24 protein-coding genes and 1 pseudogene are annotated in these 24,762 nt (G+C 33.6%); 15 read left to right on the forward strand and 10 right to left on the reverse strand.

What is annotated here, in order from left to right; all coding sequences use genetic code 11:
- Positions 1 to 124 precede the first annotated feature (124 nt).
- The 10 genes from ABY285_RS01900 to mtgA all read left to right on the forward strand — a co-directional run bounded on the left by ABY285_RS01900 (position 125) and on the right by mtgA (position 10,339).
- Positions 125 to 1,180, forward strand: coding sequence for a 2Fe-2S iron-sulfur cluster-binding protein (locus tag ABY285_RS01900; protein ID WP_372766450.1), 1,056 nt, complete (start codon positions 125 to 127; stop codon positions 1,178 to 1,180).
- Positions 1,181 to 1,218: 38 nt separating this feature from the next.
- Positions 1,219 to 1,908: a LysE family translocator gene (locus ABY285_RS01905; protein WP_372766452.1), complete on the forward strand. Its 690-nt coding sequence runs from the start codon at positions 1,219 to 1,221 to the stop codon at positions 1,906 to 1,908.
- 174 nt (positions 1,909 to 2,082) lie between these two features.
- Positions 2,083 to 4,587: a cation-translocating P-type ATPase gene (locus ABY285_RS01910; RefSeq protein ID WP_372766454.1), complete on the forward strand. Its 2,505-nt coding sequence runs from the start codon at positions 2,083 to 2,085 to the stop codon at positions 4,585 to 4,587.
- A 195-nt stretch (positions 4,588 to 4,782) separates the two neighbouring features.
- Positions 4,783 to 5,208: a class I SAM-dependent methyltransferase gene (locus tag ABY285_RS01915; RefSeq protein ID WP_372766456.1), complete on the forward strand. Its 426-nt coding sequence runs from the start codon at positions 4,783 to 4,785 to the stop codon at positions 5,206 to 5,208.
- Positions 5,178 to 5,432 (forward strand): hypothetical protein, encoded by a 255-nt coding sequence (locus tag ABY285_RS01920; protein ID WP_372766458.1) that lies wholly within the window; start codon positions 5,178 to 5,180, stop codon positions 5,430 to 5,432. Before ABY285_RS01915 ends, ABY285_RS01920 begins: the two co-directional genes overlap by 31 nt.
- A gap of 164 nt (positions 5,433 to 5,596) precedes the next feature.
- On the forward strand, positions 5,597 to 6,127 hold the full coding sequence (locus tag ABY285_RS01925) for a DUF4833 domain-containing protein (protein ID WP_372766459.1): 531 nt from the start codon (positions 5,597 to 5,599) through the stop codon (positions 6,125 to 6,127).
- Positions 6,128 to 6,411: 284 nt separating this feature from the next.
- Positions 6,412 to 7,377, forward strand: coding sequence for an NAD-dependent epimerase/dehydratase family protein (locus tag ABY285_RS01930; protein ID WP_372766461.1), 966 nt, complete (start codon positions 6,412 to 6,414; stop codon positions 7,375 to 7,377).
- A gap of 19 nt (positions 7,378 to 7,396) precedes the next feature.
- Positions 7,397 to 8,938 (forward strand): phospholipase D family protein, encoded by a 1,542-nt coding sequence (locus ABY285_RS01935; RefSeq protein ID WP_372766463.1) that lies wholly within the window; start codon positions 7,397 to 7,399, stop codon positions 8,936 to 8,938.
- 228 nt (positions 8,939 to 9,166) lie between these two features.
- Entirely contained in the window at positions 9,167 to 9,640 is a 474-nt protein-coding gene (locus ABY285_RS01940) for a hypothetical protein (RefSeq protein WP_372766465.1), read from the forward strand.
- Between the two features lie 6 nt (positions 9,641 to 9,646).
- A complete protein-coding gene (gene mtgA / locus ABY285_RS01945) occupies positions 9,647 to 10,339 on the forward strand; it encodes a monofunctional biosynthetic peptidoglycan transglycosylase (protein WP_372766467.1) in 693 nt (230 codons plus the stop codon).
- Between the two features lie 68 nt (positions 10,340 to 10,407).
- Here the strand turns inward: mtgA and ABY285_RS01950 are convergent, their stop codons facing one another.
- Both ABY285_RS01950 and fbp read right to left on the reverse strand, forming a co-directional pair.
- Entirely contained in the window at positions 10,408 to 11,016 is a 609-nt protein-coding gene (locus ABY285_RS01950) for a superoxide dismutase (RefSeq protein ID WP_372766469.1), read from the reverse strand.
- Between the two features lie 171 nt (positions 11,017 to 11,187).
- Positions 11,188 to 12,210 (reverse strand): class 1 fructose-bisphosphatase, encoded by a 1,023-nt coding sequence (gene fbp / locus ABY285_RS01955; protein ID WP_372766471.1) that lies wholly within the window; start codon positions 12,208 to 12,210, stop codon positions 11,188 to 11,190.
- A gap of 127 nt (positions 12,211 to 12,337) precedes the next feature.
- Here fbp and ABY285_RS01960 point away from each other — a divergent pair, with 127 nt between their 5' ends.
- From ABY285_RS01960 to ABY285_RS01970, 3 genes are all read left to right on the forward strand, one after another.
- Entirely contained in the window at positions 12,338 to 12,817 is a 480-nt protein-coding gene (locus ABY285_RS01960) for an N-acetyltransferase family protein (RefSeq protein WP_372766473.1), read from the forward strand.
- A 3-nt stretch (positions 12,818 to 12,820) separates the two neighbouring features.
- Positions 12,821 to 14,068: an aspartate kinase gene (locus ABY285_RS01965; protein WP_372766475.1), complete on the forward strand. Its 1,248-nt coding sequence runs from the start codon at positions 12,821 to 12,823 to the stop codon at positions 14,066 to 14,068.
- A 125-nt stretch (positions 14,069 to 14,193) separates the two neighbouring features.
- Positions 14,194 to 16,011 carry a GNAT family N-acyltransferase gene (locus ABY285_RS01970; RefSeq protein ID WP_372766477.1) on the forward strand — a complete coding sequence of 606 codons (1,818 nt, stop codon included), beginning with the start codon at positions 14,194 to 14,196 and terminating at the stop codon, positions 16,009 to 16,011.
- Between the two features lie 14 nt (positions 16,012 to 16,025).
- Here the strand turns inward: ABY285_RS01970 and ABY285_RS01975 are convergent, their stop codons facing one another.
- From ABY285_RS01975 to panB, 4 genes and pseudogenes are all read right to left on the reverse strand, one after another.
- Positions 16,026 to 16,313: a TM2 domain-containing protein gene (locus ABY285_RS01975; RefSeq protein ID WP_372766479.1), complete on the reverse strand. Its 288-nt coding sequence runs from the start codon at positions 16,311 to 16,313 to the stop codon at positions 16,026 to 16,028.
- Between the two features lie 36 nt (positions 16,314 to 16,349).
- Positions 16,350 to 16,658, reverse strand: a pseudogene (locus ABY285_RS01980) (VOC family protein); the annotation flags it as partial.
- Positions 16,639 to 17,601, reverse strand: a complete 963-nt coding sequence (locus ABY285_RS01985) for a 2-hydroxyacid dehydrogenase (RefSeq protein ID WP_372766481.1) — start codon at positions 17,599 to 17,601, stop codon at positions 16,639 to 16,641. The pseudogene ABY285_RS01980 and the gene ABY285_RS01985, both read right to left, overlap by 20 nt.
- 129 nt (positions 17,602 to 17,730) lie before the next feature.
- Positions 17,731 to 18,549, reverse strand: coding sequence for a 3-methyl-2-oxobutanoate hydroxymethyltransferase (panB, locus tag ABY285_RS01990; RefSeq protein ID WP_372766483.1), 819 nt, complete (start codon positions 18,547 to 18,549; stop codon positions 17,731 to 17,733).
- 196 nt (positions 18,550 to 18,745) lie between these two features.
- Between panB and ABY285_RS01995 the strand changes: the two genes are divergently transcribed.
- Positions 18,746 to 19,540: a sensor histidine kinase gene (locus tag ABY285_RS01995; RefSeq protein WP_372766485.1), complete on the forward strand. Its 795-nt coding sequence runs from the start codon at positions 18,746 to 18,748 to the stop codon at positions 19,538 to 19,540.
- Positions 19,541 to 19,709: 169 nt separating this feature from the next.
- The gene (locus ABY285_RS02000) at positions 19,710 to 20,087 is read left to right on the forward strand and encodes a response regulator (protein ID WP_372766487.1); all 378 of its coding nucleotides are present in this window, start codon (positions 19,710 to 19,712) and stop codon (positions 20,085 to 20,087) included.
- A 75-nt stretch (positions 20,088 to 20,162) separates the two neighbouring features.
- Here the strand turns inward: ABY285_RS02000 and ABY285_RS02005 are convergent, their stop codons facing one another.
- From ABY285_RS02005 to ABY285_RS02020, 4 genes are all read right to left on the reverse strand, one after another.
- Complete coding sequence (locus ABY285_RS02005; protein ID WP_372766488.1) at positions 20,163 to 20,372, reverse strand: YwbE family protein; 210 nt, start codon at positions 20,370 to 20,372, stop codon at positions 20,163 to 20,165.
- 21 nt (positions 20,373 to 20,393) lie between these two features.
- On the reverse strand, positions 20,394 to 21,308 hold the full coding sequence (locus ABY285_RS02010) for a glutaminase (protein ID WP_372766490.1): 915 nt from the start codon (positions 21,306 to 21,308) through the stop codon (positions 20,394 to 20,396).
- 165 nt (positions 21,309 to 21,473) lie between these two features.
- Positions 21,474 to 22,304 carry a mechanosensitive ion channel family protein gene (locus ABY285_RS02015; RefSeq protein WP_372766492.1) on the reverse strand — a complete coding sequence of 277 codons (831 nt, stop codon included), beginning with the start codon at positions 22,302 to 22,304 and terminating at the stop codon, positions 21,474 to 21,476.
- A 69-nt stretch (positions 22,305 to 22,373) separates the two neighbouring features.
- Entirely contained in the window at positions 22,374 to 24,575 is a 2,202-nt protein-coding gene (locus tag ABY285_RS02020) for a radical SAM protein (protein WP_372766495.1), read from the reverse strand.
- Positions 24,576 to 24,762 lie beyond the last annotated feature (187 nt).

A 24,762-nucleotide genomic window follows, 5' to 3' on the forward strand; every position in this document is an offset into this window, starting at 1 on the left:
TAGTCGGCTAGTTTTTTTATGGTTAATTTCAGTCCTTTTCATTCAATTTTTAAGAGGTAAATGTACTGTTTTTGAATATTTATTACCTAAAGTTTAATTACTTTTGTACTCATAAAACTTGAACATGTTTAAATTTCATTCACTCACCATAAAGGAAATAAAAAAAGAAACGCAAAACGCAGTTTCTGTATTGTTTGATGTTCCATTGAATTTAAAAGAAGAATTCGCATTCATAGCCGGACAATATATAACCATTAAAAAAGAAATTGCAGGTGTCGAATTGCGAAGGGCGTATTCCATTTGTTCAGCGCCAAAAAGCGGTGAGTTACGTGTCGCCATAAAAGCGGTTGATAACGGAACATTTTCTGTTTTTGCCACCACCATTTTAAACGAAGGTGATGTTTTGGAGGTGTCTAAACCCTTGGGTAAATTTGTTTTGGAAACGGATTCATCTCACGCAAAAAATTATCTTGGCATTGCGGCCGGAAGCGGAATTACGCCAATAATGGCAATGATAAAAGCAGTACTTGCGGAAGAACCCAACAGTACTTTTACGCTTGTTTATGCTAATAAAGCAGAGGCTGACACCATTTTTAAAGCTGAAATAAATCAATTACTAAATAAATTTCCTGCTCAATTTAATGTGCAATATATTTTCAGCAGAGAAAAAAATGATTCTGCTTTATTTGGAAGAATTGACAAAGGGAACCTCGACTTTTTAATCAAAAATAAGTTTAAAAACACCTCTTTTAACTCCGCTTTTTTATGCGGGCCGGAAACAATGATTAACAGCGCAAAAGAAACACTGATTGAAAACGGCTTGAATGAAAATACAATTCATTTTGAATTGTTTACTACGCCGGTTTCTTCTGAAACTGAAACTCACCAAACTTTTGAAGGAGCTTGTGAAATTACTGTTGTGGTTGATGATGAAGAAACAACCTTTGAAATGGATTCAAAATTGACCATTTTAACCGCAGCGTTAAAAGAAGGTTTAGACGCTCCCTATTCCTGCCAAGGCGGTATTTGCAGCAGCTGTTTGGCGAAAGTGACGGAAGGAAAAGCAGTGATGGATAAAAATTCAATTTTAAGTGACGCTGAAATTAAAGATGGATTCATTTTAACCTGTCAGGCGCATCCAACTACGCAAAAAATCACCATTGATTATGACGATGTTTAATAAATTATAGTAATTTCACCTTTTTGTAAACTACATTTATGACCTTTTACGAACTTAAAGAAGCGATACTTATTGGATTTTTCCTGTCCTTTATGATTGGTCCCGTTTTTTTTATGTTAATTCAAACCAGCATTCTCAAAGGCGCGCGTGCCGCATTGGCATTTGATTTAGGTGTAATTTTGGGCGATATTGTTTTTATTTTAATTGCCTATTACGGCAGTAAAAGCTTTTTGGAAGAAATTAAAGATGATCCGCGTTTATTTTTCTTTGGCGGTTCAATTTTATTTATATATGGACTTGTCACTTATCTGGACAAAAGTCAGAAAAGAGTTATCCAAGACGAAACTTTAGTGCTTCCCGAAAAAACAAATTATAAAAAACTGTTTCTAAAAGGATTTCTTCTCAATTTCATAAACGTTGGTGTGTTGGCATTTTGGCTTGGAATGCTTGTAATTGTGGGTTCAAATTTAGAAATGAATCCGGCTAAAATATTCAACTACTTTACCCTTATTGTTTTCAGCTATTTAATTACCGATATCGGCAAAATTCTATTGGCCAAACAATTGATAAAGAAATTAACACCTGCGGTAACTTTCAAAATAAAACGCGCTATGGGCATTATGCTCATGGTTTTTGGCCTTGTTTTAGTCATAAAAGGATTTATTCCGAAAGAAAAACTACATTTTAAAACAGGTGTTGAAAAGTCGGAATTGCTTTTTAAAAAATAGTTGCTGCCTCATTCAAAATCTTTTTTCATTTTAAACAATCATTTCTGATAATTATCATTACATCAAGTTTTTGCGTTTTGTACTTTTGAGTGTATCTGCAACTTATAAGTTTCTAATTTGTTGAAATTTCAGGAAGCAAAAAACAAGAACAACTTCGTTAAAATTATTTTAACAATGTCCGTAACCAACTTCAACATAAAAGGCCTTACTCAAAAAGAAGTGCTGCTGGCAAGGGAAAAACATGGAAAAAATACTCTAAATTTCAAAAAAGAAAGCGGCTTTTTTAATTCCATAATATGCCTGTTAAAAGAGCCTATGATTATTTTATTGTTTGTGGCATCTTCCATTTATTTTATAAGCGGTGATATTGGTGACGGTATTTTTTTGAGTGGTGCCATTGTGCTCATCGCAACAATTTCATTGTATCAGGAATCCAGAAGCAGAAATGCGTTGGACAAATTAAAAGAATACACCCAACCCGTTTGTAAGGTAATAAGAGACGGGCAGGTTGAAGAAATAAAAGGTGAAGAAATTGTGGTTGGCGACAGTTTGATGGTTGAAGAAGGTGCCACCATTGCCGCCGACGGAAGCATTATTCATTCCAACGATTTTTCAGTAAATGAATCCATTTTAACTGGTGAATCATTGTCTGCTTATAAAAATGCCGTTTCTAAAATTCCTTCAATATTCAGAGGCGCTACTGTAACAAGCGGTTTGGCGATTGCAACGGTCACTGCCATTGGAAACGCCACGCAACTGGGTAAAATCGGAAAAAGTTTAGAAACCATCACGGAAGAAAAAACACCGTTGGAAAAACAAATCAACAGTTTTGTTAAAAAAATGGTTGGTATAGGAGTGGCTATTTTTACCCTTGTATGGGGTATAAATTATTTTCAATCCTTCAGTATTCTCGATAGTTTACTTGTTGCGCTAACGCTTGCTATGAGTATTTTACCTGAAGAAATACCTGTAGCATTTACCACATTTATGGCTCTTGGCTCCTGGCGACTCATGAAATTGGGAATTGTGGTAAAACAAATGAAAACTGTGGAAACTTTAGGAAGCGCTACAGTAATATGTGTTGATAAAACAGGTACCATTACTGAAAATGATATGAGTTTGGCAAAGATTTTTGTGCCTTCATTACAAAAAATTACAAATCTTGAAAACGATTTAAGCACTGAAGAAAACGAACTCATTAAAGTGGCTATGTGGGCAAGTGAGCCCATTCCTTTTGATGCCATGGAAGCTGAATTACATAGGGTCTATGAAAAAGAATTTCAAAAAGATGAAAGGCCTCACTACAAAATGATTCACGAATATCCATTACAAGGAATTCCGCCAATGATGACGCATGTTTTTGAAAATGAATCAGGCCATCGCATTATCGCTACAAAAGGAGCGCCAGAAGCATTATTAAATATTTCCTCACTTACAAAAACAGAAAAAAAACAAATACAAGAGGCTTTTAATTCTTTGGCTACAGACGGCTACCGCATTTTAGGAGTGGGTGAAGCAACGTTTGAAGGCTTTAATTTTCCAGCCACACAGCAAGAATTTAAATTTAATTTTAAGGGGTTGGTTGCTTTTCATGATCCACCTAAGAAAAACATTAAAACTGTTCTTGAAGATTTTTACACTGCCGGAATTTTGGTTAAAATTATTACGGGAGACAATGCCGCAACCACCACCGCAATTGCCAAACAAATTGGGTTTAGAGGATATGAAAAAAGTGTTTCGGGAGATGAACTCATGAAACTCTCAGATGAAGAATTACAAAAAACGGCAATAAACACTAATGTATTTACACGAATGTTCCCCGAAGCAAAACTAAAAATAATCAATGCTTTGAAAGCCGAAAACCAAATTGTAGCTATGACCGGAGATGGCGTAAATGATGGGCCTGCTTTAAAAGCTGCGCATATTGGTATCGCCATGGGAAAAAGAGGAACTGAAATCGCCAAACAAGCCGCTTCCTTAATTTTACTGGAAGACGATTTATCCAAAATGGTGGATGCCGTGGCTATGGGCAGAAAAATTTATGGGAATCTTAAAAAAGCAATTCAGTATATTATTTCCATACATATTCCCATCATTTTAACCGTGTTTATTCCACTCGCTTTGGGCTGGACTTTTCCTGTCATATTTTCACCCATTCACGTCATTTTTTTAGAACTTATTATGGGACCAACCTGTTCCATCATTTATGAAAATGAACCCATGGAAAAAAACGCCATGTTTAAAAAACCCCGACCTTTTACCACCACTTTTTTGAAGTGGAAGGAACTCACCACAAGCATTATACAAGGCTTGGTAATTACCTCAGGCACTTTAATTATTTATCAGTATGCCATAAATAAAGGGTTTAATGAAGCTGTAACCCGAACCATGGTGTTTACCGTTTTAATCGCCGCAAATATATTTTTAACCCTTGTAAATCGTTCTTTTTACTATCCTGTTTTTACCGTAATGAGATACAAAAATAATCTTGTTTTAATAATAATAAGTGCAACTGTTATACTATCCGTACTTTTAATTTTTGTTGCGCCGTTAGCTAAATTCTTTCAGTTTGAAGCATTAAATACTTCTCAGTTAATGATTAGTGTGGCATCAGGATTTTTGGTTGTTATTTGGTATGAAGCCGTAAAATGGCGGAAAAGAAGAATGCGCATTTTCTAAATTTAACTGCTGCATTTGGTTAAAAGCCCTTTATAGTTGCTATATTTGAGTAAATTAATTGTTTAAAAATTGCTGAAAACAATCAAATTTATTATTGGCCATAATAACAAAAACATATGATTATCCGGAAACTATTAGTGATAAACAGTATGTTTTGTAATGGTGTAACAAGCTGTGCGTCATTTGAACTGAAATATGGATAAATATCAAGAAACATTTGATACTTGGAATAAAATAGCCGAAATCTACGAAGACAAGTTCATGGATTTAGACTTGTATAATGACACATCTGATATTTTCCTTGATTTAATTCCAAAGACAAACTCTTCGATTTTAGAGATTGGCTGTGGGCCTGGAAACAATACCAAATACTTTTTAACCAAAAATCCCAATTTAAAAATAAAAGGAATTGACATTTCGGAAAATATGGTTGGATTAGCAAGAAAGAATAATTCATCTGCTGAATTCGAAATAATAGACACTCGAAAAATACATTGTATAAATGACAAATTTGATGCTATTGTGTGTTGGTTTTGTATTCCTTATATATCTCAATCTGACTGTTTAAAACTAATTACCGACTGTAAAATTTGCTCAATGACTCTGGAATACTTTACTTAAGTTTTGTCACTGGAAATTATGAAAATTCAGGATTTATATCAGGAAGTAGTGGAGACAGAACATATTTTTATTATCATAATTTAGATTATCTTGAAAAAGAACTAAAAGCTAATTCTTTTGAAACAAATGAATTGCTTCTTAAAAACTATAAAAAAGCTGACGGAACGGAAGAAATCCATACAATAATGATTTCAAAAAAAACGATTTACCAACACCGCGCATAATTTATGCTTACATTTAAACTAAATATGAACCGACAAACATTCTAAAACTCGATTTAGTTCTCCTCTTGTTTCTTAGTAAAGTTAATAAGCATTATTTTAATGGCGCTAAGTAAAGAAACTAGTTGTCAGCAATTCAAACAAAATTCTGATAAAATTCTGATAAAATGAAAAAAACACTTCTTTCAATTTTTCTGATGTTTTTTTGCCTTTTTTCCGGCTATTCGCAAAACGATTATCCAGAACCGGCAAAAACAACTACCCGACTATTTTACATTCAACATAGTAATAACCACAATACTTACGTTTATGATGCAAATATAACAGGAGAGATGATTGATTCGTCACAACCTATTAACGAATATAGAATAGTCTATACTGAAAATGGTGCAAAAAAGCCTTTGTCTAAGATGCAAAAAAAATTAGCCTATGGAATGATTTTATTAGAGTCCCTTCCTAATTTATTCAAATTACGCCTTGCTGCCTCAGAAAAAATACATTTTTATCTTAATTATGATGAAAGTGCAGGAGCTAAAATTTATGTTACCATCAATAAGCATAAGATGTATTTAGACAAGATATTCATACAGCTTAAAGATGGCGTTTTCGGTATCAACACGAAAGCCGAATACGTACTGTTTTATGGCAAAGATTATGATTCTAACAAATCTGTAACAGAAACATTTGTGATAAAATAACTTCCCGTAAGTGCTTTATTTATTCGTGTGCAGATTGTGATTAAATACAAGAATCAAAAAAAATAGGCACAACAACTTATAAAATACATGCTTAAGTGCGATCATAAATTCCAAAGTAACTGTATATTTACGTGTGGATTTCTTGGTAAATTTACATTATTGAATCCTGATAAAGTAACAAACAAATGTGTCGATAATTTATATAAAAGAGATAGTGTTATAATGGTAAACCCTTTAAGTTGGCTTTCATTAATGACAAAAGCTATCAAAAGAGAAGTTTCATAATGAAAAATATTTTTGTTACAGGAATTACGGGCTTACTTGGCACCAACTTAGTAATAGATTGCTTGGAAAAAGACTTTCGTGTAAAAGCATTACTAAGAAACAAAGCCGTTTATAAAGAAATTGAACACCATTATTTAGAGCTTATACAAGGCAATTTAAATGATGACTTGAGCGAACACCTAAAAAACATCGATATATTTATCCATATTGCAGCAGAAACCAATCAGGGATTAGTAAACTATGCCGATTACCAAAAAATTAATTTCGAGGCTACAGTTAAATTGTTTCAAAACTGTGTCAAATGTGGTGTTAAGAAATTTATCTTCGTAAGTACCGCAAATACAATGGGCTTCGGTTCTCTTTTAGACCTTGGAAATGAGGAAAAACCTATAAAAGAGCCCTTTACAAAATCTCATTATGTTAATAGTAAATTGGAAGCCGAAGTCTATCTTTTATCACAGCTTAATAAAATGGATGTAATTATCGTGAATCCAACCTTTATGTTGGGAGCTCATGATAGCAAACCCAGCTCGGGAAGAATAATATTAATGGCTTGGAAAAAGAGAATTGTCTTTTATCCGCCTGGGGGGAAAAATTTTGTTTCTGTAAAAGATGCATCACAAGGAATAATTAACAGTATTGAACTAGGTAAAAGTGGAGAAAAGTATCTACTCGCCAACAAAAACCAAAGCTACAAAGATTTCTTTTTAAGATTGAATGCGATTACCAATCAAAAACCGATAATGATAAGTTTACCAAAATGGATATTACTGTCAATTGGATATTTTGGAGATATTCTAAGACGTTTCAACATACAAACAAGCATCAGTTTAACAAATATGAAAATACTTTGCATCAATAATTATTTTGACAATCAAAAATCAAGGAAAGAACTAAAAGTCAATTATCGTTTCCTAGATGAAGCAATAAAAGATACGGTTAACTATTTTACAATAACAAAATAAATAATGAAACATTATCTATATGAAATTAGCCAAAATGAAATATTATTTAATGTTAGTTTGTGTTTTACTGGCTTCCTGTTCCCCGAAAAATAATAAAACTGAGGTACAGGAGGAGGATTTTTGCACTAAAATTCATAGAAATGATACCGTTAGTCTTTCAAAAGAACTTGAAAGAATCTCTCAATTAATGCAGCAAAAAACAGGAGTTTACGTATTGGAAGACGGTGGAGGTTCACTGGTAACACGTGCTTGGTTAACCGAGTATGCTGAAAAGACAATAGATATTCAATATTTTATTTTTTCTACAGACAACGTAGGTCTTATCGCTTGTGATTATTTGGTAAGAGCGGCAGACAGAGGCGTAAAAGTTAGAATTCTTGTAGATGATATCATGGTTGATGCCGATATAGAAGATATTTTAACTTTGAATTCCCATGAAAATATTTTCATAAAAGTGTATAATCCAGGTGTAAATCTGGGAAAAAATATTTTCAGTAAAGTCAAAAAGTTTGCAACTGATTTTAGATCGGCCAATCAACGTATGCATAACAAAACATTTACGGTAGACGGGAAAGTGGTTATTACAGGAGGTCGAAATATTGCCGATGAATATTTTGATTATGATCATGAGTACAATTTTAGAGATCGAGACGTGCTTTTGTTGGGAAAAGTAACTAAAGATATTAACACGTCCTTTAATGAGTTTTGGAATAGTTCATACAGTGTTGCGGTGGGGGATTTAGTAGATGATGCAGCAAAAAATACTGATGATTTACATAAGTTTGATAAGCTTCATGAATATGCCTGTAATCCTGAAAACTTTTGGCCTCAAATACGAACTAAAATTGAAAATTTCCCCGCCACCATTCAAAACATAAAAAACGCTGATGAATTGGAATGGGTAGATGAGGTTTCTTTTGTTTCAGACATACCGGGAAAAAATGATGGAAAACAAGGATTGGGCGGAGGAGGTGCATCTACAAGCGCATTGATTAAATTGGTGAAAAATGCCAAATATTCTATTGACATTCAAACGCCTTATTTGATAACTTCTGAACTAAGTCAAAATCTTTTTCGTGAAGCTGTTCAACGTGGCGTAAAAATTAGAATACTAACAAATAGCCTTGCATCAACAGATAATATAGAAGCATTTAGCAGTTACCAGACTGATAGGGAGGAGTTGCTGAAAACCGGTATTAAAATTTATGAATTCCGACCTGATGCCGCTGAACGGACCAAGATTATGACTGGTGATTTACAAAAATCACTAAATTTCACACCCATTTTTGGTCTGCACGCCAAGTCAATGGTTGTAGACGGAAATACAACAATAATCGGAACGTTTAATCTCGACCCCAGAAGCGCCAATTTAAATACTGAATGTATAGTTATTATTCGTTCTGAAAAAATAGCAAGTACTGTTTTAAAAGGAATGGAAGAAGAATATAAGCCCGAAAATTCCTGGGAAACAACCTTAGAATCAAATCCTGACTCAAAAGTCGACAATTTAAAACGCATAAAAACGTGGACAAGAAAAATTCTCCCTAAAGAAATTTTATAAGTAAATCGAAAAATCGGTGTAAATAAATGCTGATTTAATTCCGCCTAACGGTTTTAACCCAAATTTTCTATTCCAAAAACAATACTTTTGTAAAAGGAAATAGAATGAACTACATAGCATTTTTAGAAATGAAATACTTCAACCGCGAAATATAAATGGATTATAACAATAATAAAATATACTTTTAAAATGAAAAAAAATGGCTTAGAAAAGCAAAATAAAGAGATCATGAGCTTTTTTTTAAATCAAGGATTTACAGAGAAAGAATTAAATAGAGGAACTACCAATATTAATGACTCAAGAGCCTTTCTTTATGGCTCAAACAACCAAAATCTTGAATTTAGGCACATCGCTAATTCAGATTTCGCAGTAAGAACCATTGATATTGAAAGGCTTCAAAAAGCACTGACAAATTCTTTGGACCTTATTTCAAAAGGGATTTTAATCAGTTCAAAAAACACCTGGAAACCTATTCAGTATAGTTTTTCGGGACTAAACAAACTAAAAACCCGTATGATAGAAGAGGCAACAAAAAACGCCGGAGAAGTCGCTGAGAAATTCGTCTGGGATTCCAATTCCAAAGTCAGTAAAATTAAAAGCGCAAATCAATGGGTTTTTTCTATAACTGATTTAGATCCAAATACATCTTATATTAAAATTGCGAGGGCGGTTTCAACCATTGAGTATCAACTACAAGATTAAAAATAAATGAAGCATTTTTTTAAGAAATTTTTTAAATGGATTTTTAAAGCCGCCATTGCTTTTATGGCGCTTTCTGTTTTTTCGGTGATTGTTTTTCGCTGGGTTCCGGTTCCATTTACGCCTTTAATGCTCATTCGTAATGTGGAACAATGGAGTAAAGGGGAAAAAGCGCCATTTGAGCATGATTGGGTTTCCATAGACAAAATTTCTCCATATTTGGGCAAAGCGGTTATTGTTAGTGAAGACCAAAAATTTATAGAACATTTTGGCTTTGATATAGAGGCCATGGAAAAGGCTTATGAAAAAAATAAAACCAGAAAACGAATAAAAGGCGGAAGTACAATATCCCAGCAAACAGCAAAAAATGTATTCCTATGGCCACAAAGAAGCTATATTCGTAAAGGTTTCGAGGTTTATTTCACGTTTTTAATTGAGGTTTTTTGGAGTAAGGAACGCATTTTAGAAGTATATTTAAACAGCATTGAAATGGGTAAAGGCATTTACGGCGCAGAAGCTGCGGCACAACATTGGTTTAGAAAACCGGCGGCGAAACTTTCCAGTTATGAAGCGGCTTCCATTGCAGCAATTTTACCAAATCCCAGAAAATATAGAGCCACTAACTCTTCGGGTTATATTGAAAGACGAAAAAACTGGATTTTAAGACAAATGAATTATTACGGTCCGCTAACTTTTGATTAACCTTTCAAACGGCATAAAAAAAGCGCGCCAATTGGCGCGCTTTTTTTGTTGTTAATCAGCAATAAAAATTATTTATTTTCTGCATAAAGTTTCGAAACATAATCCCAGTTAATCACATTGTAAAAATGCTCAATATAATCTGGTCGTCTGTTTTGGTAATGCAAGTAGTACGCATGTTCCCAAACATCCAATCCTAATATAGGAAAACCGCCACAGCCAATTCCCGGCATTAAAGAATTGTCCTGATTTGCGGTTGAGCAAACCTCAACTTTTCCACCTTTGTGAACGCATAACCAAGCCCATCCAGATCCAAAACGAGTAGCGGCAGCTTTAGAAAAAACATCTTTAAAAGCTTCAAATGAGCCAAAAGCGCTATCAATAGCGGCAGCCAACTCACCTGTTGGTTTTCCGCCTCCGTTTGGAGACATTACTTTCCAAAAAAGACTGTGATTGTAAAAACCGCCACCATTATTTCTAACTGCGGTATTAGTCATATCTAGCCCGGATAAAACAGCTTCAATAGATTTTCCTTCTAAAGCATTTCCCGCAACGGCATTGTTTAAATTATTGGTATATCCTGCATGATGTTTTCCGTGGTGAATTTCCATGGTTCTTGCATCAATATGTGGTTCTAACGCGTCAAAAGCGTACGGTAATTTTGGTAATTCAAAAGCCATAATCTTGTGTTTTTAATTAAACTTATTATACTCAAAGATAACAAACCTATTTCATTTTAAAAAATCTTAAAAATCGAATGTTTTTATAGTTGTATTGTAAAATGTTATGGACAAGAAACCGGAAAACCGGAAAAGTTAAATGTTGAAATGTTAAAAACTCTTAATACTCAATTAATATTTCGCGTCTTTAGGATATTTCGCCATAAATTCTTCGGCTTTTTCAACCATTTTTATACTCCCGCAGAAAAAGGGAACACGTTGGTGCAATTCAGTTGGTTTAATGTCCAAAATTCTTATATAACCATCACTTGCTTTTCCATTGGATTGCTCAGCCAAAAATGCCATAGGGTTGCATTCGTATAACAAGCGCAATTTTCCTTTTGGTCCAATGGAACTTGTTGGATAAATATATATCCCGCCTTTAATCATATTTCTGTGAAAATCGGAAACCAAAGAGCCAATATAGCGGGAAGTGTATGGCCTGTCTTCTTTTTCTTCCTGACAATATTTTAAATAATCTTTTACGCCCTGCGGAAAGTGTACGTAATTTCCTTCATTGATAGAATAAATTTTTCCAATATCCGGAAATCTCATATTAGGATGCGATAAATAGAAAGAACCAATAGCCGGGTTTAAAGTAAATCCGTTAACGCCATGTCCCGAGGTATAAACCAACATTGTTGAGGTTCCATAAACCACATACCCTGCAGCAACCTGCTGATTTCCTCGTTGCAAAAAATCTATTTTTTCAACAGGTGTTCCAATAGGGGTGACACGACGGTAGATTGAAAAAATAGTTCCCACAGAAACATTTACGTCAATATTGGAAGAACCGTCCAACGGATCCATCAATACAATATACTTATTTTCATTGGTTTCGTGTTTTCCCTTTACGGTTACATAATCATCTTCTTCTTCACTGGCAATTCCACAAACAATTTCACGGTTGATAAGCGTTTGCATAAACACTTCATTGGCAAATACATCTAATTTTTGTTGGTTCTCGCCTTGAATATTCATATCGCCGGCTTCGCCCAAAATATCAACCAATCCTGCTTTATTTACTTTGTAATTCACAACTTTTGCGGCTAATTTAATAGAACTTAACAAGCGCGTAAATTCTCCAGAAGTTGATTTGTAATGCTTTTGATTTTCAATAATAAACTCTCCTAAGGTAAGATTATTGTTTTTCATTATTGTATGTGGTTGTTTGTTTTGTACAAATATCGAGAAAATTATTTTTAAAAAGACTTTTGTTTTGAGATAGTTTGAATAAAGATTTTTTACTTTAGCAAATACCAATTTAAAATAAATATTTAAAATGAATTTTAGCATTAGGGTAGGAAAAATAGCTGATATGCCATCGGTATTAGAATTAATAAAAGAATTGGCCCATTTTGAAAAAGAGGCGGAAGCTGTTGAAATTTCAGTTGCTGATTTAGAAAAAGACGGTTTTGGAAATTATCCTTTGTTTAAAACCTTTGTTGCTGAAATTGATAAAGAAATTGTTGGAATGGCGTTATTTTACCCAAGATATTCAACATGGAAAGGGCCAACCATTCATTTGGAAGATTTAATTGTCAAAAAAAGCAAAAGAGGTTTGAATATTGGAAGCGCTTTATATAAAAAAGTGATAGCATATGGCAATAATTTGGGCGTAAAAAGAATAGAATGGGTGGTGCTAGATTGGAATACGCCGGCAATTGCATTTTATAAAAAAACAGGAGCGAAAGTTTTAAATGATTGGCAAACGGTTCAAATGGATGATAAGGCCATAAAAAACTATTTGGAAATTTTATAAACCATGAAAATTTACAAATTTGGAGGTGCATCCGTAAAAGATGCTGAAGGTATAAAAAATGTAGTTCGCGTTTTAAAAAACGAAGGGTTTGAAAATACGCTTATTGTAATTTCGGCCATGGGTAAAATGACCAATTATTTTGAAAAAATAATAAATTCCTTTCATTTTAAAACCGAAGATTTACAGCAAAACATCTCATTCGTCAGGAATTATCATTTAACAATACTTGATGCGTTATTCGACAACAAAGCACATGCTGTTTTTACTGAAGTGACGAACTTAATGGGGGAATTAAATAGTTTTTTAGCTACCAACAAATCAACCGATTATAATTTTATTTACGACCAAATTGTTGGATACGGCGAATTGCTTTCAACCAAAATTGTTAGCGCCTATTTAAATGAAATTGGTATTGAAAATCAGTGGATTGATGTACGCAATTACCTAAAAACAGATGATAGTTATCGAGATGCTTATGTAAATTGGATAGAAACAAACAAAAATATTTCAAAATTAAACCCCAATAAATTACACATTACTCAAGGATTTTTGGGGGAAGATGCGCAAGGAAATACCACAACATTGGGTCGAGAAGGCTCAGATTATACGGCTGCCATATTTGCGCATTGTTTAAATGCCAAAAGTTTAACCATTTGGAAAGACGTTGACGGCGTGTTAAATGCCGATCCACGTTACTTTGAAAATGCAAAATTGCTGCATCAAATATCCTATAGCGAAGCTATCGAAATGTCATTTTACGGCGCTTCAGTCATTCATCCAAAAACATTAAAACCGCTCGAAAACAAAAATATTCCGCTCTATGTTCGCTCATTTTATAACCTGGAATTAATTGGCACAACCGTTGGAAAAGGAATTGATTTGATTCCGGAAGTGCCTTGTTTCATTTTAAAACAAGATCAAATTTTAGTTTCAATTTCGGCATTGGATTTTTCTTTTATGGTTGAATACAACCTCAGCGATATCTTTAAAATTTTACACGACAATAAACTGAAAGTAAATTTAATTCAGAATTCCGCCATCAGTTTTTCAGTATGCATTGAAGATAAATTTAACAATTTTCATTATTTTTTAACAGAACTAAAATCGAAATATAAGGTAACTTATGTTGAAAATGTGTCGTTATTTACCATTAGGCATTCCACTGAAAAAGCAATTGATGAAATTGAACAAAAAGGAGAAGTTTTTTTAAAACAGGCAACAAGAGGAACGGTTCAGTTGGTTATGAAATAAGTTGGACAGTTCAAGGCCAATGAGAATGAGTGCAATTGCCAAAATCATGTTGCGCGTAACTGAAAATATAGGTCATCTTATGAAAAAAAATTGCCTATTTTTGTACCTCCCTTAATTATACCCAAATGAGTTTAGTAACAGCTAAAGAAGTTGCAAAATTAGTAAACCTTGATAAATACGGATTTATAGGCACCTTTTTTGGTTGGTCGTTAATGAAAGTTTTTCGGATTTCCACCATTAACAAAATTTACAACAAACACAAGCATTTAAAAGATTTGGAATTTTTTACAGCCTTGCTTGATGATTTGGAAATTAAATTTGAAATTCCTGAAGAAGATTTAAGACGAATTCCTAAAACTGGGGCTTTTATTACCGTTTCCAACCATCCGCTAGGGGGAATAGACGGTGTCTTATTGTTAAAATTATTGATTGAAAACCGTCCGGATTATAAAATAATAGCAAATTTCTTACTTCAGCGGATAGAGCCTATGAAGCCCTTCATTATGCCTGTAAATCCTTTTGAAGACAGGAAAGATTCAAAATCGAGTATCACAGGTTTAAAAAATGCGTTGTCACATTTAAAAAAAGGGAACCCTCTTGGTATATTTCCTGCAGGTGAAGTTTCAACTTATAAAGATGAAAGAGTAATCGTGGACAAGCCATGGGAAGAAAGTGCTATTAAATTTATTCAAAAAGCACAGGTTCCTATTATTCCTATTTATTTTCATGCCAAAAACAGTAGGTTTTTTTACTTATTATCGAAACTAAATTCAAAGTTGCGTACAGCCAAATTACCTTCTGAAGTATTGTCGCAAAAAGGTCGCGTAATTAAAGTTAGAATTGGAAACCCAATTCAGGTAAAAGACTTAGTGGAATATACGGATCCTCAAGATTTTTGCGATTTTATTCGTAAAAAAACATATATGCTATCAAACTCTTTTGAAAAAAAGTCGATAAAATTAAAAGCCCATTCTTTAAAAATGTCGAAACCTCCAAAAAAAATTGTGAGCCAAAGAAATATTGACAAAATGATTTTAGAAGTTGAAGCCTTGCGAAATAGAGATGGGCGTTTGCTTAAAAGTAAAAATTATGAAGTTTTTTTTGCCTTGAGTAAACAAATTCCAAATATCACTTTTGAAATTGGACGTTTGCGTGAAATCACTTTTAGAGAAGTTGGCGAAGGCACCAATGAATCTTTTGATTTAGATTCTTTTGACAGTTATTACCACCATTTGTTTTTATGGGATAATGTTGCCAACAAAGTGGCGGGTGCTTACCGAATGGGATTGGGAAAAAATATTTTTAAAAAAAACGGAATTGAAGGTTTCTATGTGCATACCCTGTTCAAATTTGAATCTGAGTTGTACTCCATGATGGAGAATTCGATTGAAATGGGGCGCGCCTTTGTGATTAAGGAATACCAACAAAAACCAATGCCTTTGTTTTTACTTTGGAAAGGAATTGTTCATATTACCTTGAGATATCCAGAATACAAATATCTAATTGGCGGTGTAAGTATCAGTAATCGGTTTTCGAATTTCTCAAAATCGTTAATGATTGAGTTTATGAAATCTCATTATTATGATCCTTATGTGGCGCAGTATATTCATCCTAAAAAAGAATATAAAGTTAAATTAAAAGATGCCGACAAAGATTTTGTTTTTGATGCTACCCAAGCCGATATGAACAAATTTGACAAAATAATTGATGAAATTGAGCCGGGTTCATTGCGTATTCCTGTATTAATTAAAAAATATGTGAAGCAAAATGCAAAATTGGTCGCGTTTAATGTGGATCCGAAATTTAACAATGCCATTGACGGTTTAATGTATATTAGAATAGCTGATATCCCTGAAAGTACAGTAAAACCTGTTATGGAAGAACTTCAGGCCGAACTGGAAAAAAGTCTTGATATCGAAATTAAAGAAAATGAAAATTCTTAAAATTCCCAGTAATTTTAAAACCATGCCTTTTTATTGATTTGATAGATATAAATAAATTCTTCATCCGTTTTGGTGAGGTAAACAATTCCTTCAACAAGTCCTATAATACCGGTTACCGCAGCGCCTATTCCACAAGTTACCAAAGTAATTGCGAGTATAATGATACCTTCATTTGTGTAGCCCAATACAAATTTATGGATGCCTAAGGCGCCAAACAGAATGCCTAAAACACCTGCTAAAACTCTTTTACTTTCTTCTCTGCTTTTTGGAATTACATTCCCGTTTTCGTCTATAACGTCCATGGATTTATTTTTTATAAATATAAAATTACAAAATTTTTAGGATAAAAAGGCAACATCTTTTGGTTCCCAAAGATCAATTTTATTTCCTTCAGGATCTAATATCCATTCAAATTTCCCGTAGTCATATTCTTCAATTTCCCCAATAACAGGGAAACCTTTTGCTTTTAATTCATTTAAAAATTCACTTAAATTAGCAATCCTGTAATTAAACATAAAATATTTTGTTGAAGGAGAAAAATAAACGGTGTGCCTTTTAAACGGACTCCATTGTGTGCATGCCGTATTTCCGTTATTGTCTTTCCACCAAAAAGTGGAACCCCAATCATCAAAAACCAGATGTTTTTTCTTTCAAAAAAAATAACGCATCAACTTTATCAACAATTGTTTGTGCCAGTTTCACTTTAGATTCCACGGTCCAGCCAGCAATATGAGGAGAAAGCAACACATTTTCTGCATGGATTAAATAATCAAATGCTTCCGGAAAAGAATCGTTTTCAAATAAGTTTTCGAAGGACAATTTTTCATACTCCAAAACATCCAAACAAGCGCCCAATATTTTTTTGCTGATGAGAGCCTCCACCAAATCATCAGTAACCACTGCAGAGCCGCGAGCAGTATTTATGAGGTAAAATGGCTTTTTAAAATTAGTGATAAACTGGTTATTCACCATATGGTGAGACAACTTATTAAATGGTGTGTGCAAACTCAATACATCCGTTTTTTCCTGTAAATCTTCCAGAGTCACTTGTCTGCAATTTTCATCGCCAACACCTTCTTTTATGTCGTAACAAATCACTTCAACATCAAAGCCCTTTAGTTTTTTAGCAAAGGCTTTTCCCATATTACCGTAACCAATAATGCCCACTGTTTTCCCTTCCATTTCTATTCCTCTATTGGCTTCTCTCAACCATTTTCCCTGTCTGATTTCGAGATCGGCCTTTTTTAGGTTGTTGAATAAAGCCAAAATCATTCCCAGCGCATGTTCTCCAACGGCATTACTGTTGCCTTCAGGAGCTGAAATTAACTGAATTCCCTTTTTTTCGGCATAGTCAACATCAATACTTTCCAATCCCGCTCCAACCCGGGCAATAAATTTTAAGTTTGAGGCTTTGTCTAAAAATTGCTGGTCGATATTAAACCTGCTTCTGATAACAATTCCTTGATAACCGCTTATTTTTTCTTCAATTTGTGGTTTGGTTGATGTATAATCTTCCTCACAAACACAGCCAAGTTTTTCCAAACCAGATTGAAGTATTGAGTGATTGCTATCTATAAGAAGTACTTTCATTTTAAGGTATATTGGATTTCTGGATTATTGGTATTTTAGTATATTGTTGTGTTGCTGTTTTGAAATTCAATAAATCAAAAGTATTAACAATCCAGAAATCTAACAATCCAAAACACTAAAATACAACCGCTAATACTGTTCCTCCTCACTAGGGAAATCACTGCTTTTTACATCAGCAATATAACTTTCAAATGCCGTGGTCATTTCGGTATATAAATTCATATAACGACGCAAAAATCGAGGATGAAATTCGTGTGTCATTCCCAACATATCATGCGTAACCAATACTTGTCCATCTACGCCATTTCCAGCGCCAATACCAATAACCGGAATAGAAATACTTTCGGCAATTTCCTGGGCAATTTTTGCGGGAACTTTTTCTAAAACCAAGGCAAAACAGCCCAATTTCTCCAACAATAATGCATCTTCTTTTAATTTTTCAGCTTCTTCTTCTTCCTTCGCCCTAACTGTATAAGTACCAAATTTATAAATAGATTGCGGTGTTAATCCCAAATGTCCCATCACCGGAATTCCTGCTGTTAAAATTCTGATTATAGATTCGCTAATTTCACTTCCTCCTTCTAATTTCACTGCATGGCCACCAGATTCCTTCATAATTCGGATGGAGGAATCTAAAGCGTTTCTGGAATTTCCCTGATAACTTCCAAACGGCAAATCAACCACTACCAAACTTCTTTGAATAGCCCTTACCACAGAACTTGCATGATAAATCATTTGATCTAACGTAATGGGCAAAGTTGTTTCATGGCCGGCCATCACATTAGAAGCAGAGTCACCTACTAAAATAATATCAATCCCGGCATTGTCAATAATTTTTGCCATTGTATAATCATAAGCGGTAAGCATGGCAATTTTTTCGCCATTTTTTTTCATTTCCACCACACTTTTAGTGGTAATTCTTTTATAGTCTTTTTTTGCTGTAGACATTTTTTTGTTTTTTAAACATATGGAAGGTAAAAGTAATGAAAAAACTGAGTTGTTTATAAATATATCCCGTTTTACACATATTATCGCTTGAATTAATCGTTTAGAATACCAATTTTATTGTTTACAATAATGAAATTTGAAATAAATATTTGACGGTAATTATTTTAAAATTATATTTACGTAAAATAACATCGGTTTGGCGGAATCAGGTAGAAATTCAGAGAAATATCTTCAGGAATTAGAAGAAAAAATAATTGATCTTAGTTTTAAGCTGAAAGGCAAAACGAATGAAATTAAAGATGCCGAAGAAACAACTTCCAAAATTCTTGGTAAATTAACCCATAATTTAAAAAATCCCGTTGGTGTCATCTTTTCTTTTTCTGAAATGATGTTAGAAGATCTTGAAGGTTATTCGACTGAAAAATTAGAAAAACATTTACAAATTATAAAAAATTCCGCAACATTTTCATTGGCTCTTCTTGATACTATTTCAAAATATTCAAGAGTGCAAGCGCCAAATTTTGTCCTAAAAAGCCAAAACATTAATTATATTGAATTGTTCTCAGCGATTTTAAATGAATTTAAATTGGACGCTTCCAAAAAAAATATTGAACTGGATTTAATAATTCCATCAAATGAAATATTTTTAACACTCGACTGGACTGAAATTACCCAGGTGCTGCATGCCATTTTAAACAACGCAATACGGTATTCTAACGAAAATTCAACCATAACCATTATCGTTACGGAACTTAAAAATACCATTGAGACAACCATCACCGACCAAGGAATTGGAATCTCTGAAACAGATTTGCCACATATTTTTGAAGAATTTTATGTGGTGAATACCTATTCGGTAGACAAACAAAAATGCGTTGGGTTGGGATTGTCGATTGCAAAAAAAATTATAGAACACCATAAAGGAAAAATTTCAGCAAAAAGCATTTTAGAAAAAGGCTCAAGTTTTAAAATTATACTCCCTAAAAATTAGATTTGGTTTACAAAACCAGATAAGTTACTAAATTTTAAATTATTATAATATTAAAAATAAATTGTATTTTACGGACTTAAACCCAAAGAATAAAAACATATAAACCCCTGAGAGATGATGAATGAAAATGCTGACAAAGAGAACCCTAACTCAAAAACCAACGATTCCCTTGAAAAATAAAGAGATAACCATTTTAGTGGCAGAAGACGAAGAATACAATTTGATGTATATCACTGAGTTGTTCTCAACCACCAATTTCAAAATTATTGAAGCCAATAATGGTAAAAAAGCATTGGAATTGGCTCAAATAAATCCTGAAATTCAGTTGGTATTAATGGATATAAAAATGCCGGTCATGGATGGAAATGAAGCCATGAGAAAAATAAAAAAATTAAGACCAAACTTGCCAATTATAGCGCTTTCCGCTTTTGCCATGGAATCGGATAAAGAGAAGGCCTTAAAACTTGGTTTTGATGCCTATTTAACGAAACCTTTAGACCGAAAATTATTGTTTCAACTGATTGATAATTTTTCTAAAAAAGAGTGAAAGAACTAAGTTGTAAACTTGATCTGCTGTTTTTCATTATAAAACACTTGATAGCTTATACTTATTTATTTCTATTCAAATTAAAACATTTTTAACACGTCCTATTTCTTCGGTTTCCAACTGAACTTTTATGCCATGAGGATGGGTTAATGCATTGGTCAAGATTCTTTTTACAATGCCTTCAGTTAATACACCACTTCGTTGATGGTGCTTCTGCACAATTTCTACTTTTTTTCCTGTTTGTATATTTTTTCTGATTGTTCCGCTCAGCTTAGTATTTTCCATTTGTTTTTTTGATTACTTTATTTAAAATATGGAAATTTCGGTTTCGGTGGTAAACAATTCCAAAAACTTTATTCCCTTGCTTGAATTTCCCTTTTCATTCAATCTCGGACTCCAAACGGCGATGCTATATTTTTCAGGAAGAATGGCCACAATGCCTCCGCCAACGCCGCTCTTTCCTGGCAAACCAACCTTAAATGAAAATTCACCTGCCTCATCATAAAATCCGCATGTTTGCATAATGGCGTTTACACGTTTCGATTTGCTAATGCTTATAACTCTTTCATTTGTAAAGGGATTCATGCCATAAGCCGCCAAAAAAAGATATGTCTGTGAAAGCTCTTTGCAGGTCATTTCTATGGAACATAAATAGAAATAAAAATCCAGCACCACCTCAATATCATTTTTAATGTTTCCAAAGGATTTCATCAAATTAATTAAAGCTGCATTTCTATGTCCTGTTAATTTCTCCGATTCAGCAATTCGCGGACAATAATCGATGTTTGGATTCCCGGAAACATTTCTAACAAACTCAATAAAATCCTTTTTTGGGTTGTTGAGATGGCTCACCAAAATATCAGAAATTACCAACGCACCTGAATTTATTAGCGGATTACGTGGTATCCCCATATTAAATTCCAACTGAAAAAGAGAATTAAAGGAAGTCCCTGAAGGTTCCACACCAACCCTTTCCCATAATTTTTCACCTTCCTTTTTATAGGCCAATACCAATGACAAAACTTTGGCAATGCTTTGAATGGAAAACTTTTCCTCAGAATCGCCAAAATAGTAATGCTGATGATTTATGGTAGTTAAGTGAACGCCAAATTTAGTTGGATCTACATTGCCCAACTCAGGAATATAAATAGCGACTTTACCAGAATATTCCGTTTTATTTAGCTCCCTGTTTATTTTTGCAAATATTTTATTATAGTTCATTTTTTTAAGTTGAAAGTTGGAAAGTCGTAAAAAAATTTCATTTTTTATTATTCCAAATTTGTTATTTTAAAAATATAACGACAAGGCGCACAAAAATAGCCTGAAGATCACAAAAATTGTTCAATCGTGAAACTGTTTATTTGTTTAAAGGTTGAAATTACAACTTTAACCCTTTTTTATATGCACATCCATTTGCGGAAATGGAATACTGATGTTATTTTCTATAAATTTTCTGTTAATAATTTTTCTAATATCGCTTTTAACCTTTTCTATTCTGAAAATATTTTCGCTGAAAAACAAAATTTGAAAGTTTAGTGATGAGTTTCCAAAATCCAAAAAACGAATATCAACCAAGTTCTCATCATAGATATCCTGATGTTCAACAGCACTTTCCATTAATACTTTCATCACCAGTTCTACATCGCTTCCATAAGCAACGCCCACATTTATTTTGAAACGCGTTTTTCTGGATTGATGGCTCCAATTGATAACTTTATTGGTAGTGATTAGTGAATTTGGAATGATGATGGTAATTTCATCTCGGTTTGAACCGGAAGATGTCCTTAAGCCAATTTCTTGAATTCTTACAACATCATTATCAATTTCCAAAACGTCTCCTATTTTTATGGATCTTTCAGAAAGTAAAATGATGCCTGAAATAATATCATTAAATGTTTGCTGCAATCCCAAGCCGACACCTACGAGCAATGCGGCAGACCCCGCAATTAATACGGTAACCTTTATGCCAATGGTTTCCAATAAAAGTCCAAATGCAATTACCCAAATAACATATTTGATAATTTGAAAAAGCGCATAGGTATTCCCTAAGTCCAGGCTATTAATCTTATGTTTACGAAACAATGCCTTTTTAATTAGCCAAAGAATGACTTTAGTAACTGCAAAAACAATTAAAATAGTCACTAAAGTATAAGCCCTTAAGGTATATTTTCCAATACTGAATAACTCAAATTCTAAAAAATCGCGTAATATTTCCATGGTGATTTTATCATTTTCGGTATAAATTAAATCTGCATAAATTTATAAAATATATTTTGTTTTAGGCTATTACAACACCAACAATCCATGTGATCTTAAACTGTTAATGGGTTTGGAATACCAAAATAATTCGAAATCGCCAAAATGAGTTTCATAATCTGTTTTTAATGCTGAAAAAGTGAAAAATTCGTTATGATAAATGGACAATTTTTCCAAAATATTCAAAAACCATTCTCCGGTTTTTTTTTCCATAACGACTTGAATGCTTTCATTCTTATCATGAAAAGTGAGTTGAAGCATTTGTTTTGATTTTCCCTTTTTTGATTTTGTATGCTCAGAAACCAAGGGCGTTTTGCCCAGCCAAATTATTTTAGCGGAAGGTTTAATTATAAAATAAGGTTCTGACGCTATACATTCTCCCATAAAATCCTGATTAATATTTGTTCTCGGAATTTTAAAATCGAACCATTCCTGCAATGGGAGTTCAAAACCAACACCGTGCATAAAATTAAAAATGGATTTTTTTAAGCCGAAGCTGAATTTATCATGATCAATCCCTGTTTTGTCCTTAAATTGAATGTCGTTATTGGCAAAAGAGATTTCCTTATAATCGGGAAAAATAGCATATTCCGATGGATTTAAGCCAATAGGACTGTGGGTTGTAAGCGCAAACTGATGCCAAAATCCCGATTTTATAGTGCCTAATTCAAACAATTGCCGCACCATTTCCAGGCTATCCACGGTTTCCTGAACAGTTTGGGTCGGAAAACCATACATTAAATAGGCGTGAACCATAATCCCGGAATTGGTAAAATTGTTGGTCACCTGAGCCACTTGTTCTAACGTTACTCCTTTTTTAATGAGTTCCAGCAATCGGTCGGAAGCCACTTCCAGTCCGCCGGAAACCGCAATGCAACCAGATTCCTTTAACAAAACACAAAGATCTTTGGTAAAGCTTTTCTCGAACCGAATATTTGTCCACCACGTTACCGTAATTTTTCGTTTTATTATTTCAATGGCAAGCGCTCTCATTAAAGCTGGCGGCGCTGCTTCATCAACAAAATGAAATCCACTTTCACCGGTTTGCGCAATCATTTCTTCAACACGATCCACTAACAATTTTGCGGTTATCGGTTCGTATATTTTGATGTAATCGAGAGAAATATCACAAAAAGTGCATTTTCCCCAGTAACAGCCATGAGCCATCGTGAGTTTATTCCAACGGCCGTCGCTCCAAAGACTGTGCATCGGATTGGCGATTTCTATGACGGAAATATATTGATATAGCAATAAATCGGAATAATCAGGTGTACCTACATACGCTTGTTTATAGTCGTTTTTAATGGACAGGTTATTGTAAGCTACTTTTCCATTTTCCTTCAAAAAAGTTCTTTTAAACTGATTGAAATCGGGGTTACTTGGGGAGGGATTTAACACATTCGACAGCAATAATTCAACAGGTAATTCGCCGTCATCCAAAGTAATAAAATCGAAAAAGTCAAAAACCCGAATATCAGAAACGCTTCGCAATTCCGTATTTGGAAATCCGCCACCCATACCAATTTTAATCTTAGGATGTTGTTTTTTGATGAATTGCGCACACCTGAAAGCACTATACAAATTACCCGGAAACGGTACGGAAAAACAAACCAGTTTTGGCTGAATGAATTTTAGTTTTTCATCCAAAATTTTCAGCGTAATTGCATCAATAACGGTAGTTTCCCTTTGCAGATTTGCATACAGCTCGTTAAAATCATTGGCGCTTTGCCCCAACCTTTCGGCATAACGGCTAAAACCGAAATTTTCATCGATGCATTCAACGATAAAATCGGATAAATCTTCAAGGTATAAAGTCGCTAAATGTTTTGCCTGATCCTGAATTCCCATGGTTCCAAAAGCCCATTCCAACTCATTAAGTTCAGAAAACCTGGATGCTTCAGGAAGAAAATTCAAAGTGCAAATTTGTCTGGCAATGGTTTGATTTTTTCCCTGCAAAAATCCAATGACATCCTCAATCGTTTTTAAGTATTCATCTTTTAAAACATAAATTCGCTGCGCATTTTCAGATTTAATCATGTTATTCTCAATCGAATAATCGAAGAGTTTTTGCAAATTTTTCTTGGAAAAAAGTTCCAAAATAACCTCAATACCCAAATCCATTTGAAAAGAACTGATGTTTTTTGTGTTCAAAAACCCTTTCAAATAAGCCGTAGCGGGATAGGGCGTATTTAATTGCGTAAAAGGAGGCGTAATCAGTAAAATATCTTTCAAAATGTACGAATTGAAGTTGTTAGATTTATAATTCATTGAAGCCTGAATTGCCTATTCGACAACACATTTTTAAACCAACGCTAAATATAAGAAAATACTTGAAGTATAAACAGTTTTCTGCTTTGCGTTACCATCTCTTTATTAGGAAAGCAACGCAATTTTTTATGTAATGGTAATTATTGAACCT

It is taken from the genome of Lutibacter sp., assembly GCF_041555395.1.
Classification (GTDB): domain Bacteria; phylum Bacteroidota; class Bacteroidia; order Flavobacteriales; family Flavobacteriaceae; genus Lutibacter.